The sequence below is a fragment of the Streptomyces sp. NBC_00536 genome, from assembly GCF_036346295.1.
GTDB lineage: Bacteria > Actinomycetota > Actinomycetes > Streptomycetales > Streptomycetaceae > Streptomyces.
The window spans coordinates 3,081,185-3,094,225 of sequence record NZ_CP107819.1; the positions used below are offsets into that span (position 1 = coordinate 3,081,185).

Annotated in this window: 11 protein-coding genes and 1 tRNA gene; 1 reads left to right on the forward strand and 11 read right to left on the reverse strand. The window is 73.1% G+C overall.

Features of this window, described 5'->3' with window-relative positions:
* Positions 1–232: 232 nt before the first annotated feature.
* A complete protein-coding gene (locus OHS33_RS13325; RefSeq protein ID WP_330330618.1) occupies positions 233–2,401 on the reverse strand; it encodes an SPFH domain-containing protein in 2,169 nt (722 codons plus the stop codon).
* A gap of 17 nt (positions 2,402–2,418) precedes the next feature.
* Positions 2,419–3,750, reverse strand: coding sequence for a peptidoglycan-binding protein (locus OHS33_RS13330; protein ID WP_330335033.1), 1,332 nt, complete (start codon positions 3,748–3,750; stop codon positions 2,419–2,421).
* Between the two features lie 236 nt (positions 3,751–3,986).
* Here OHS33_RS13330 and OHS33_RS13335 point away from each other — a divergent pair.
* Positions 3,987–4,060 (forward strand) — tRNA-Lys (locus tag OHS33_RS13335).
* Between the two features lie 58 nt (positions 4,061–4,118).
* Here the strand turns inward: OHS33_RS13335 and OHS33_RS13340 are convergent.
* From OHS33_RS13340 to OHS33_RS13380, 9 genes are all read right to left on the reverse strand, one after another.
* Positions 4,119–4,838 carry a class F sortase gene (locus OHS33_RS13340; RefSeq protein ID WP_330330619.1) on the reverse strand — a complete coding sequence of 240 codons (720 nt, stop codon included), beginning with the start codon at positions 4,836–4,838 and terminating at the stop codon, positions 4,119–4,121.
* Between the two features lie 10 nt (positions 4,839–4,848).
* Positions 4,849–5,460: a hypothetical protein gene (locus OHS33_RS13345; protein ID WP_330330620.1), complete on the reverse strand. Its 612-nt coding sequence runs from the start codon at positions 5,458–5,460 to the stop codon at positions 4,849–4,851.
* 124 nt (positions 5,461–5,584) lie between these two features.
* Positions 5,585–6,364 (reverse strand): HAD-IIA family hydrolase, encoded by a 780-nt coding sequence (locus tag OHS33_RS13350; RefSeq protein WP_330330621.1) that lies wholly within the window; start codon positions 6,362–6,364, stop codon positions 5,585–5,587.
* A gap of 148 nt (positions 6,365–6,512) precedes the next feature.
* Entirely contained in the window at positions 6,513–8,042 is a 1,530-nt protein-coding gene (locus OHS33_RS13355; protein WP_330330622.1) for an alkaline phosphatase family protein, read from the reverse strand.
* A 149-nt stretch (positions 8,043–8,191) separates the two neighbouring features.
* Positions 8,192–9,268 (reverse strand): 2-aminoethylphosphonate ABC transporter substrate-binding protein, encoded by a 1,077-nt coding sequence (locus OHS33_RS13360; RefSeq protein ID WP_330335034.1) that lies wholly within the window; start codon positions 9,266–9,268, stop codon positions 8,192–8,194.
* Between the two features lie 98 nt (positions 9,269–9,366).
* Positions 9,367–10,164 carry an ABC transporter permease gene (locus tag OHS33_RS13365; protein ID WP_330330623.1) on the reverse strand — a complete coding sequence of 266 codons (798 nt, stop codon included), beginning with the start codon at positions 10,162–10,164 and terminating at the stop codon, positions 9,367–9,369.
* A complete protein-coding gene (locus OHS33_RS13370; RefSeq protein WP_443065439.1) occupies positions 10,151–10,966 on the reverse strand; it encodes a 2-aminoethylphosphonate ABC transporter permease subunit in 816 nt (271 codons plus the stop codon). Before OHS33_RS13370 ends, OHS33_RS13365 begins: the two co-directional genes overlap by 14 nt.
* Before the next feature lie 268 nt (positions 10,967–11,234).
* Positions 11,235–12,284 carry an ABC transporter ATP-binding protein gene (locus tag OHS33_RS13375; RefSeq protein WP_330330625.1) on the reverse strand — a complete coding sequence of 350 codons (1,050 nt, stop codon included), beginning with the start codon at positions 12,282–12,284 and terminating at the stop codon, positions 11,235–11,237.
* Entirely contained in the window at positions 12,281–13,039 is a 759-nt protein-coding gene (locus OHS33_RS13380) for a phosphonatase-like hydrolase (protein ID WP_330330626.1), read from the reverse strand. Before OHS33_RS13380 ends, OHS33_RS13375 begins: the two co-directional genes overlap by 4 nt.
* Positions 13,040–13,041: the final 2 nt, after the last annotated feature.

Consider the following 13,041-nt stretch of genomic DNA (forward strand, 5'->3'; position numbering starts at 1 on the left):
AGCGTGCGCACGCGGGGACCGCGGACTGCGGTACCGGTGATTCGGGTAATTCAGGTCTAGACCAAGTTCCAGATTATTGACGGGAGTTGGCCATGTCCAGACCAATCGGCGAACGGGCGTCCCGCACTGTGGGCGGGCACAGGAGGCGGGCACAGGAGGCGGGCACAGGAGGCGGGCACAGGAAAGGGCGGCCGGATCCACCGGCCGCCCTTTCGTGGGTGAGGAGGAGGCGTTACTCCGGGCGGCCCGTGTAGAAGGCCACCGTCAGGTCCTTCACCAGCGCCTTGCGCTCGTAGTCGTCCAGCTCGACCAGTCCGCGGGAGGTCAGCCGGTTGACGGTGTCGTCCACCGCGTCCACCACAGAGGTCAGCACGCTGTCCCGGTGCTTCGCGTCGATCGCCGCGACCCGGCGGCGGCGCATCGCCGCCGCGACCTCCGGGGCGTACTCGATCCGGGTCGGCTGCGCCGAGTACACCTCGATGCCCACCGCCTCGGTCTCGGCCGCCAGCATCCGGGTCAGCGCGTCCCCGACCGCCTCCGCGTCGCGCAGGGTCGGGGCGTCCTCGTGGAACGCGTCGGCCGGGAGCTGCGAGAGCACCCGCGCCATGGCGGACTCCACCTGCTCGGCGAGGTAGTCGATGTGGTCCTCGACGGCCAGCGCGGCGCGGGCCGTGTCCTTGATCTGCCAGACCACCTGCACGACGACCTGGAGGGCCAGACCGCCCGAGTCCACGGCGGGCAGCGGTTCACTGCGCCAGTGCCGCAGGCGTACGTCGACACGGCGGCGCAGCAGCAGTGGGCTGACCCACAGCAGACCGGTCCGGCGGACCGTGCCGCGGTAGCGGCCGAAGAGGGTCAGCACCCAGGCGTGCCCGGTACGGCCCCGGCCGAGGCCGCCGAGGGCGAACAAGGCGACGATGCCGAGGAAGGCGAGCGGGGGCCACTGGTAGGCGCGCAGCCCCTGGTACGCGCGGGGCGTGACGCCGAAACCCTCCACCAGCGCGGCGGGCAGCGCCCCGGCCCGCCAGAGCACCGCGGCGCACCCCGCGAGGGCGAGGCCGCCGACGAGCAGGCCGACCGAGCCGGGCAGGACGGGGCCGTGGCGCTCGCGCAGCCGGTCGTCCCCGCGGGGGACGCGGCGGCCGGGGGTGGGGGGCGCCGTCTTGGGGCGCGGGCGGGGTGCGGGGCGCGTGACCCCGGGCCCCTCGCCCATCCCCTCGCCCTGGAAGGGCAGGCCCGTCGGCACCGCGGTGGCCGACTCCCCCGCTCCCGGGGCGGGGAGGTTCACCCGGGGCAGGTCCTGGGTGTCTTCCTCCATGCCCCGGGCGACGGCCTGCGCGACCACGAGCGCGACCCCGGGGCGGGGCGCCTCGCGGCGGCTCCCGGGGGCGGGCGGCCATACGCCGGGGGCGGGGGCGGGCGTCGCGGGGGCCGGGTCGAGCCCTGGCCCGGGTCCGGCCTCCGGCGGCGCCTCAAACGCCGGCGGGGCTGAATTCGCCCCTGCACCGGAGCCACCGAAAGCGGCCGGCACGGGGCGCGGGCTGCCGCCCACGGGGACCGGATCGAACCCTGACCCCGGTCCGGCCTCCGGCGGCGCCTCAAACGCCGGCGGGGCTGGATCGGGCCCTGGGCCGGTGCCGGGACCGAGCCCGGATACCGGGCCACCGAGAACGGCCATCGCGGGGCGCGGATACCCGCCCGTGGGTGCCGGACCGAGCCCTGCGGGCACGGCCTCCGGCGGCGCCTCAAACGCCGGCGGGGCTGGATTGGGCGGGGATGGGATCGGACCTGGGTCGGTGCCCGGGTCGGCTTCGGCTTCGGGGGTTGGCTCCGTCTCGATGTCGGTTACGCCGCGGGCGGCGGGGACTTCGCCTCTGGTCGGGTCGCCGGGTTCCGGGTGCGGCCAGGGGGCGGTGGTCGTCGCGGGGCGGGCGCGCCCGGGGTCGGCCATGGCCGCGTGGGCGTGCCCGTGCGCCTCCGGCGCGGAGGCTCCGGTGAGGACCTCGGGCTCGCTCGCGAAGTCGTGCCGGTACGGCTTCGCGGCCCACGCCGGACGGTGGGCATCCGCCTGCGGCGCGGCGGCGGCGGCGGAACGAACGGCCGCCTCCGCCCACGCCGGACGGTCGGCGATCCCGTCCGCCTCCGGGGTGGACGGCTCCGGGACCCGTACCGGGCGGGGGGCCTCCGGCGCGGGCGTCACCGAACCGACCGCGTACGCCGCCGGGGACCGGGGATCCGGCGCGAGCGGGTCGGCCTGGGGGGACGGCTCCGCCGGGGGGTGTGCGGCGTGGGGGGCTGCGGGGGGCATCGTCCAGCGGCCCTCGGCGCGGGGCGGGGCGGGGGGCGGGGTCGGGGGGATCCGCATCGTGCCCGTCGTGGACGTCGTACGCGTGGGGTACATCGTTTCCTCCGTCAACGTCATGCGAACAGCCGGCGCCAGGTTTCCGGGCCCGGATAGCCGTCGGCCGAGGCTCCGCGCCAGCCCTGCGCGCGCTGGAACGCCTCGACGGCGCGGCGGTCGGCCTCGCCCCACCGGGGGCCCGGGCCGGTCGTGTAGTACTTGCCGAAGCCCTTCTTCGTCAGCTGCCGCCCGAGGGCCGTGACCGCCGGGCCGGACGCGCCGGGGCGGAACGCCGCGAGCCCCGGGTACCCCGACGCCCCCGCCGACGGCGGCCCCGCCGCGCCGGTCGGGGCCGGCGGGATGTCCTTGCCCTGCTTCTGGACCAGGAGCTGCCAGGTGGCGGGCCCCGGCAGGCCGTCCGCGTCCTCGCCGGTCCACCCCTGGGCCCGCTGGAAGGCCTCGGTGGCCAGCCGGTCGGAGTCCGTCCACAGGGAGCCGGTCCCCTGGGGGTAGAACCGCGCGCCGCCGCGCGCGCTGAGCATCCGGCCGAGCCGGGCGACGTACTCGTTGTTCGCGCCCGGACCGAACTTCGCCGCCCCCGGGTAGACCACGTCGGCGTCCGGCTCGGGGGCGGGCACGGTCACCGGTGTCGCCGGAGGGACGGCGGGGAGGGTTCCTCCGGGGAGCCCGTTGAAGCGGTACGGCAGGTACTTCGTCGCGTTGTTCCAGTAGCCGTAGGGCGTGGCCTGCTTGCGCGTGTACGGGCGCGTCTGCTCGTAGGCGATGTAGTGCGTGCGGGTCTCGTCCACCCAGCCGCCGAAGAGGGTGACGTGCGAGCCCTGGTTCGGGTCGGCCGGGTTGTGGAAGAGCAGCATGTCCCCCGGCAGCAGTTCGTCCTTGGTGATCAGGGTGGCGAACTTGTCGAGGCTCCCGGTCCATTCGTTCGTCCCCAGGTTCCAGACCATGGAGACGTAGCCGGAGCAGTCCTGGCGGTAGCCGTCGGTCCAGTACAGCTCCATGCTGTACGGGACCTTCGCGTCCAGCCACAGCTTGGCCCGGTTGATGATCGTCGCGCGGTCGATCTGGCGCCGTACGGCCGGCGGCCCGGCCGGGGGCGTGCGCGAGGGGCCGTGCAGCGGGGCCCGGCCGCCCTGGGGGCTGCCGGGCGTGAGCGGCCCCGGTACGGGCTCGGGGTTGGCGACCGCCACCGCGGTGCCACCGCCCCCGCCGAGCACCACGCCCGCGGCGGTGGCCAGTACCAGCGCGCGCCGGGCTCCGCGCGCGGCCGGGTGTCCGCCGTCCCGCAGCGGTATGGCCCGGGCGCGGGCCAGGGCGCGGCGGTGCTGGGCGCAGCCCGGGCACGCGCAGTCGTACCCGGGGTCGTACTCCTCGAAGAGCGGCATCGTCATCGGCGTCGGCGGTTGCGTCGGCATCTGCGTCGGAGACTGCGTCGTCATGCGGTTCCGTCCACTCCCCTGTTCGTCCACTGGGCGGCCGGGGACGTATCTGGCGGGGCATCAGGTACGGCGCGGCCAGAACACATCGTGCACGATAAACACCCCAAACATGGGCTAATCGGACAAGGCGGGCGTGTGTTGTCACGAGCACCGTCACGTGTGGGGTAAAGTTCTCTTTGTCGAAACAAGCGCCGCTAGCTCAGTTGGTTAGAGCAGCTGACTCTTAATCAGCGGGTCCGGGGTTCGAGTCCCTGGCGGCGCACAGACACGAAGAAGCCCCTCGCTCACGCGGGGGGCTTCTTCGCTGTGTCCTGCCCGTGTCATCCGCTCGCCGTGGTGGACGGATGCGACGACGGTGACGGCGAGGTCGCGCCGGCCGGCTCCGGTTTCACGATGGCCGTCAGGTACGCCGACACCACCACGTTCGCCGAGTACCGCTTCGCCGCCTTGTCGTACGAACCCCCGCAGGTCACCAGCCGCAGTTCCGCCCGGCCCGGCACCTTCGGCCCGTAGGCCTTGTGCGGGTCGAAGGAGGCCCGCTCGTGGACCTGGATGTCGTCGATGGTGAACTCGGCGGCCATCCCGTCCGCGCGCAGCACCCGCACCTTGCCGCCCGGCTGGGCCGAGCTGAGCCCGTAGAACACGGCCGGCTTGGACTCGGTGTCCACGTGGCCGACCAGCAGCGCGGCGCCCGCGGCGCCCGGCTGGACGCCGCCCGACCACCAGCCCACCGTGCCCGGCTGGTCGTAGGGCGGCGGTGTGATCGCCCCCTCGGCGTCCAGGCTCCGGGTGATCACCGGGGCCTGGATGCCTATGGAGGGCACGTCGACGCGCTGCGGCGGACCGGGCGTGGCGGGCGCCGGGAGCGGGGCGTGCGCGGCGGGCAGGCCGGGGGCGGCCATCAGTCCCGGCTGGGCGTACGGACCCCCGGGGACCCCGGTGATCTCGCGGCCCCACAGCCACAGGCCCAGCACCAGGACCGTCCAGGCGGCGGCGGTCAGCAGCCGCCCGCCGCCGGAGGCCTTCGGCTCCGCCGTCACCGCGGCGCCCTCACTCGCCGCTGCGGCGGCGGCGCAGGGCCAGCGCGCGGCCCGCGACCGCGAGGGTCGCCGCGGCGGCCAGCACCGCGCCGATCACGGTGTGCGGCAGGCCGGGGCCACCCGTGTCGTGGTCCTTCTTGGCGGTGGTGGCGTTCGCGGGGGGCGCGGCGGCCAGTTCGGCCGCCATCGCGCCGCCGCCCGCGTGGACCGGCCAGATCGGGGTGGCGTGGTGCGAGGGGTGGTGCTCGACTTCGAGGGAGCCGCGCACCTCCCGGTCGTCCCGGTCGTCGCAGCGGACGCGGATCTCGTGGCGGCCGGACCAGGCGTCCGAGCGGATGTGGGCATCGCCCCAGAGTTCGCGGCTGCCGCCGCCGTGACCCCGGCCGAGCCGGATCTCGGAGACGAAGGCCGAGGACGTGGCGGACGCCCGGTCGCCGTCGCAGCCGCGGACGCGCAGTTTGACCTGCGCTCCCGGGTGGGCGGGGTCGGGATCGGCCGAGACGCCGCCGCGGTCGTCCCCGTTGGCGAGGGCGACGGGGGCGGTCACGGTGGTCACGGCGGAGAGTGCCGTCAGGGCGACGGCCACCCCGGCGACACGGAGAGCGATCAGATCACTGCGCATGGTGAACCTCCTCATCAAGGAGGTTCACGCGCGGCGCGCCGCTCCGCATCCGGAGCGGCGCGCTCTTGGCCCGTACGTGTCAGACCTACGTCCGACAGCCCTGCGGACCAGTGGACCAGCGGACTCAGACGAGGTCGACCAGGTCCGCGATCGAGGGGACCGTCTTGGTGGGGCGGTACGGGAACTTCTCGGTGTCCGCCTCGGAGGTCAGGCCGGTCAGCACGAGGAACGTCTGCATCCCCGCCTCCAGCCCCGCCAGTACGTCGGTGTCCATCCGGTCGCCGATCATCGCGCTGGTCTCGGAGTGCGCGCCGATGGCGTTCAGGCCGGTGCGCATCATCAGCGGGTTCGGCTTGCCCGCGAAGTACGGCTTCTTGCCCGTGGCCTTGGTGATCAGCGCGGCGACGGCGCCGGTGGCGGGCAGCGGGCCCTCGGCGGAGGGGCCGGTCTCGTCCGGGTTGGTGCAGATGAAGCGGGCGCCCGCGTTGATCAGGCGGACGGCCTTGGTCATGGCCTCGAAGCTGTACGTCCGGGTCTCGCCCAGCACCACGTAGTCCGGCTCGTGGTCGGTCAGGATGTAACCGATGTCGTGCAGGGCGGTGGTGAGCCCGGCCTCGCCGATGACGTACGCCGTGCCGCCGGGGCGCTGGTCGTCGAGGAACTTCGCGGTGGCCAGGGCCGAGGTCCAGATGTTCTCGACGGGGACGTCGAGGCCCATTCGCTGGAGGCGGGCCTGGAGGTCGCGCGGGGTGTAGATGGAGTTGTTGGTCAGGACCAGGAAGGGCTTGCCCGACTCGCGCAGCCGCTTGATGAAGGCATCGGCGCCGGGGATCGGAATGCCCTCGTGGATGAGGACCCCGTCCATGTCGGTGAGCCAGGATTCGATCGGCTTGCGCTCTGCCACTGGACTGTTCTCCGCTCTCGCCGGCCCCCGCTCGCGCCGGGCCGCTGACCTCTGACCTCTGGTCTCTACCACCCTACGCGGGCCGGGCCGCGGACGCGTGAGGCGTCCACGACCCGGCCAGAGGCCAACCGATGGCTCAGCCGAGGGCTCAGCCGAGGGTCACGTTGTCGACGGTCCAGTACCAGTTGTTGGTGCCGCTGTAGCGGAAGCGGACCTGGACGTCGGTGGCGCCCGCCGGGACCTGGAGGGAGATGGCCTCGCTCTTGGCGACGGCGTCCGCGGTGTAGTTCTTGACCACGGCCGGGGCGCCGCCGTTGTAGGAGACGAGGACTTGGGCGCTCTGCCCGGCCTCGTGGCGGTAGTGCGTCTGGAAGGCGAGGGTCTTCGTGGTGCCGCCGGTCACCGCCCACTTGGGGGTGATGAGGGTGGAGTCGAAGGTGCCGGTGTGGCTCTTGTCGTCCCACTCGTCGGAGTCGGCGACGGCGAAGACGTCACGCGAGCGGACGTTCAGCTCGCGCCACTGGTCGCGCTGGGACTGGCTCCAGAACTCGTCGGTGGTGAAGGCCCATCCGGCCCATTCGGTGACACCGCCCGTGCCCATCTTGGAGTTGTCCACGGACCAGCCCGCGGGCGGGGTGTGCGTGAAGCCCTTCACTCCGGCCGGGATGCCCGTCTCGTCCACGCGGGCCTGCAGGGCGGGGCGCAGGGTGTCGAAGGGGTCGCTGTCGGGGGCGTTCAGCGGTACGCCGTCCAGTCCGGCGGTGGAGACGCCGACCTGCTGGAGCGCGGTGGCCGCGACGTCGACGAGGCGTACGTCGCTGCGGACCGAACCGGCGGGAATGCCCGCGCCCTTGGCGATGACGAAGGTGCCGCGCTCCTGGATGGTGGAGCCGCCGTGGCCGCCCGCGTCGGTGTGCCCGTGGTCGGTGGTGACCAGGATCTTCCAGTTCTCCTGGCCGTACGTCGGGCGGGCCTGGACGGCGGTGAGGAGCTGGCCGATGAGCTTGTCGACGCGGCCGATGGTGTCCAGGTACTCCTGGCTGGCGGCGCCGGCGGCGTGGCCCGCGTGGTCGATCTCGCCGAAGTAGACGAAGGCGGCGTCCGGGTTCTGGTCGCGCAGTTCGGCGGAGGCCGCGGCGGCGATCTTCGGGTCCTCGCTGCCGTAGCCGTCGCGGTCGCCCTTGAGGGAGAGGCGCTTGTCCACCTTGGCCGAGAAGATCGGGCCGTTCTGGTCGGTGGAGGTGATGGGCTCCCAGTCGGCGGCCGCGTAGGTGTTGAGCGCCGGGTTGGCGTTCTCGGCGCGGGTGAGGAAGTCCGGGTAGGCCGTGTAGTTCTTGCCGGTGAAGGAGTTGTCCTTCACGCCGTGCTTGTCGGGCCAGACGCCGGTGGCGATGGTGGACCAGCCGGGGCCGGAGGAGGTGGCGGCCATCGGGTTCGCGTACAGGGTGCTGCGTGCGGTCAGACCCTGGGCCATCAGGCCGTTGAGGTTGGGGGCGTCGGCGACCTTGACGCGGTCGAGGACGGTGCCGTCGATCCCGATGACCAGGACCTTGTTGACGGTGGCCGCCGGGGCTGCGGCGGCAGCCGGGGCCGCCGGTGCGGTCTGGGCGGCGGCGGCGAGCAGGGCCGCGGCGGTGGCCGCCACGGCGAGGGCGCGTCCGGGCAGGACAGGGGACACGTACTCCTCCAGGGAGTAAGCGAAGGGGAGGGAACGGGGGTTGGCGCGTGTTCCTCTGCGGGTCTGATCCAGAGTTATGGACCAGACCCGTTATGCAAACGTCACTCTTCCGGGGGAGGGTGACGGGGACATGACCGACCGGCTTCCGGTCAGCTGCCAGTGGCCGACTTCCACGCGTCCACGTACGCGGACAGGTTCTTGTCGATGTCGGCCCAGTCCGGCTCGAAGACCTCGACACCGGTCATGACCTTGGTCAGTTCGACCGCGTTGGCATCGGTCGGCTTGACGTCGGCGCGGGCCGGGAAGCCGCCGCCGACCTCGCTGACCAGCTTCTGGGCGTCCTCGGTGAGGAGGTAGTCGAGGAGCTTCTTGCCGTTCTCGCTGTGCGGGCCCTTGGCCATCAGCCCGGCCGCGTAGGGCAGCGCGAAGGTGGTGGGCTTGCCGCCGTCCTTGGCCGGGAACCAGATGCCCAGGTTCGGCATGGACTTGGACTGGGCGAAGTTCATCTGGACGTCGCCGTTGGCGACGAGGATCTCGCCCTTGTCGGTCTTCGGCGCGAGCTTGCTGGTGGAGGAGGACGGGCCGACGTTGTTGGCCTGGAGCTTCTTCAGGTACTCCATCGCCGGCTCCTTGCCGCCGAAGTCGTGCATCGCCTTGATGAGCACGGCGGTGCCGTCGCCCGCGACGCCCGGGGTGGAGTACTGGAGCTTGCCCTTGAACTTGCCATCCAGCAGCTGCTCCCAGGTCTTGGGGGCCTCGGTCAGCTCCTTCTTGTTGTAGACGAAGCCGAAGTAGTTGTTGACGACCGAGGTCCACTTGCCGTCGGCGGCCTTGTTCGCGCCGTTGACCTGCTCGGAGCCCTGCGGCTTGTACGACTGGAGCAGCCCCTTGCCGTCGGCCTGCTGGATGAACGGCGGCAGGGTGACCAGGACGTCGGCCTGCGTGTTGGACTGCTCGCGGACGGCGCGCTGCACCATCTCGCCGGAGCCGCCCTCGACGTACTTCACGGTGATGCCGGTCTTCTTGGTGAAGTCGGCGAAGACCTTGTCGTACCAGCCGTCGCCCTTCTCGCCCTTGAGGCCGTCGGCGCTGTAGACGGTGACGACCTTCTCGCCGCCGCCCTGGGAGTCGGCGGCGGAGGAGGAACCGCCGCAGGCGGTGAGGGTGGCGCCGACCGCGAGGCAGCCGGTGACGGCGACGAGCGGGCGCAGCAGGCTGTGGGGCATGCGGGACACGCGGGACATGGGGTTTCCTTCGGGATTCGGTGTGTGGTGTGCGCGATGTGGTGCGCGATGTGGTCTTCGGTGTGCGGTGGAAGTGCCGCTCAGCGGTACGAGGCCCTGGTGCGGATGCGGCCGACGGCCAGGAGCACCAGCAGGGTGGCGGCCATCAGGACCACGGCGACGGCGGAGCCGCTGAAGAGCGAACCGCGGTCGGTGGCGGTGAAGATCCGGACGGGCAGGGGCATCCAGTCCGGCGGGTAGAGCATCATCGTGGCGCTCAGCTCGCCCATGGACAGGGCGAAGCAGAGCCCGGCGGCCGCGGTGAGGGAGGGCAGCAGCAGGGGCAGCCTGACCCGCCACAGCACGTACGAGGGGCGGGCGCCGAGGCTGGCCGCCGCCTGCTCGTAGGCCGGATCCAGACGTACCATCGCGGCCGAAACCGACTGGTAGGCGAACGCCGTGACAAGAATCGCGTGCGCCAGGATGACGATGCCGCTCGTGCCGTTGAGCAGCACCGGCGGACGGCTGAAGGCCACGAGTACGGCGAGGCCCACGACCACCGACGGCACGGCGACCGGCAGCACGAACAGGGCGTCCAGGGACCGCTTCCCGCGCTTCTTCAGCCCGGCGGCGGCCAGCGCCGCCCAGGTGCCGACGGTCAGCGCGAGCAGGCTGGCGGCCAGCGCGGTGACCAGGCTGGTGGTGAGGGCCTGGAGGGATTCGCCCCGGACCGCGGCGGCGTAGTTCTGGGTGGTCGGGCCGGAGGGGAAGGCGCCGGACCAGTGCGTGGCGAAGGAGGCCGCCACCACCACGAGCAGGGGCAGCGCGAACAGCGGCAGGAAGAGGAGGCCGAAGCCGGCCCAGGCGGCCCAGCGGCCGGACTTGCTATGCACCAGCACGCTTGCTCACCACCCGGTAGAGGCCGAAGAGGCCGACGGAGATCGCGATGTTGACGACGGCGACCACGCAGGCGGCCGGGTAGTCGGATTCGAGGATGGCCTTGCCGTAGATGAGCATCGGCAGGGTGGTGACGTCCTTGGCCCCGGTGAACAGGACGATCCCGAACTCGTTGAGGCACATGACCAGGACCAGGCTGCCGCCCGCGCCGAGCGCCGGCAGCGCCTCCGGGAGGATCACCCGCCGGATGATCCGGCCCGGCTTCGCGCCGAGCGAGGAGGCCACCTCCAGCTGTGCGGTGTCCAGTTGGGAGAAGGCGGCGAGCAGCGGGCGCATCACGAAGGGCGTGAAGTAGGTGATCTCCGCGAGGAGCACGCCCCAGGGGGTGGTGAGGAAGTGGAAGGGGCCCTCCGCCGCGCCGGTGACGTCCGTCCACACCCCGTTGGCCATGCCGACGGTGCCGTAGACGAAGAGCAGCGCGAGGGTGATGAGGAAGGAGGGGAAGGAGAGGAAGACGTCGATGAAGCGGGCGACGGCCTTCGATCCGGGGAAGGGGACGAAGGCGATGACCAGCGCCAGCGCGAACCCGAGGAGCAGGCATCCGACGGTGGCGCCGACGGCCAGCCAGACGGTGGTGCCGAGGGCCTCGCGGAAGACGGTGGAGGCGAAGACCTTGCCGTAGGCGTCGAGGGCGCCGCCGCCGTTGTCGGGGGTGAAGGACTGCTGGACGACCAGCGCGAGGGGGTATAGGAAGACCAGGGCGAGCACGATCACCGGCGGCAGCGACCACAGCCAACGGGGCAGGGTGCGGGACGCCTCGGCGGCGGGCGGTACGGGGGCGGGCGGTACGGCGGCGGGCGGTACGGGGGCGGGCTGTACGGGGGCGGGCTGTACGGGGGCGGGCTGTACGGGGCCTGCGCGGCCGGGGTCCGCAGCGGCGCCGTCCGGCTCCGCGCCGCCCGGCGCCCGTACGCTCTGGTGCGGAACGGTCCCGGCGGCCCCGGCGGTCCCGGCGGCCTCGGCGGTCCCGGCCGCCCGCACCCGGTCCGGCGCGGACGCGGACCCGGTGGCGTCAGCCATCGGAGACTCCCGCCGACAGCAGGACCGCGTCCCGGGGTTCGAAGTGCAGGGTGACGTGGTCGCCGAGCGCCGGGGTCTCGCGCAGCTCCGGCAGGTCCGCCTTGATCCGGTGGCCGTCCACATCGACGTACAGCCGGTGCGTGGAGCCGCGCCACTGCACCTCGGTGATCTTGCCGCTCAGGGCGTTCGGGCCCTCCCCCAGGGCGAGCAGGTGCGGGCGCACGCACAGGGTGGCGCTCGCGCCGGGGGCCGCGCGGCCCGGATCGAGGTCCAGGGTCCGCCCGGCGAACAGCGCGCCTCCCTCGGCGACGGTGACCGGGAGGAGGTTGGCGTTGCCGACGAACGAGGCGGTGAACTCGGTGCGCGGGGTGCGGTACAGCTCCTGCGGGGTGCCGCAGTCCTGCAGCCGCGCCTTGTCCATGACCGCGATCCGGTCGGCGAGCGTGAGCGCCTCGACCTGGTCGTGGGTGACGTACAGGATCGACACGTCGGGCAGTTCGCGGTGCAGCCGGGCCAGTTCGGCGAGCATCCCGGAGCGCAGCTGCGCGTCGAGCGCGGAGAGCGGCTCGTCGAGCAGCAGCACCCCGGGGCGGATCGCGAGCGCGCGGGCGATGGCCACGCGCTGCTGCTGGCCGCCGGACAGTTCGCGCGGGTAGCGCTTGGCGTAGGCCGCCATGCCCGTCATCTCCAGGGCCTCGGCGACCCGCCCGGGGATCCCGGCCTTGGGTGCCTTCTGCGCCTTGAGGCCGAAGGCGACGTTGTCCTCGACCCGCATGTGGGGGAAGAGCGCGTACTGCTGGACGACCATGCCGATGCCGCGCTTGTGCGGCGGGAGCGCCGTGACGTCCCGGTCACCGATGAACACCCGGCCCGAGGAGGGACGTACGAATCCGGCGACCGCCCGCAGCGCCGTGGTCTTGCCCGAACCGGAGGGGCCGAGCAGGGCCATGACCTCGCCCGGCTCCACGGTCAGGTCGAGGGAGTCCAGGACGGTCGCGGCGCCGTAGGCGACCGAGACCGCGTCGAAACGGATCCCGCTCACGCCGCGGACTCCGCGGACTCTGCGGCCGGCGGGACCAGCTGGGCCATCGGGCCCAGGAGCGCCGGGAGTTCGGCGATCGAGCCGAGGACGTGGGTCGCCCCGTGGGCGGTGAGGGCCGCCCGGTCGTGCGCCCCGGTCAGCACCCCGGCCACGGTCCCGGCGCCCGCGCGCTGCCCGCTGAGCATGTCGTAGGCGGTGTCGCCGACGACGACCGCCGCGCGTACGTCGTCCACCGCGCCGGTGCGCAGGAACGCGGCCAGCACCATGTCCGGGTACGGGCGCCCGCGGCCGCCCGCGTCGGCGGGGCACAGCGTCAGGTCGGCGAGGTCCCGCCAGCCGAGGGCGTCGAGGATGGCGTCCTGGGTGACGCGGGCGAAGCCGGTGGTCAGGACGACGGTGCGGCCCTCGGCGCGGAGCGACTCGATGGTCTCGCGGGCGCCGGGGAGCGGGGCGACGAGACCGCCGTCGACCAGTTCGCCGTAGGCCTGCTCGAAGGCGGTGTTGGCGCGCCGGGCGAGGTCCTCCGTGCCGAAGAGGTGCCGGAAGACGGAGATCTTCGACTCGCCCATGGTGTCGCGGACGTACTGGAGCTTGGCCGCGTGGTCGGCCGAGCCGGGCTCGACGCCGAGGCGCTCGGCGGCGCGCTCGAAGGCCCGCTCGACGAGGCCGCCGTCGGCGACGGTGGTGCCGGCCATGTCGAGGACGACGAGCTTGCGGTGGAGGGTATTGCCGTTGGCGGTGGTGATGGTGGCCATGT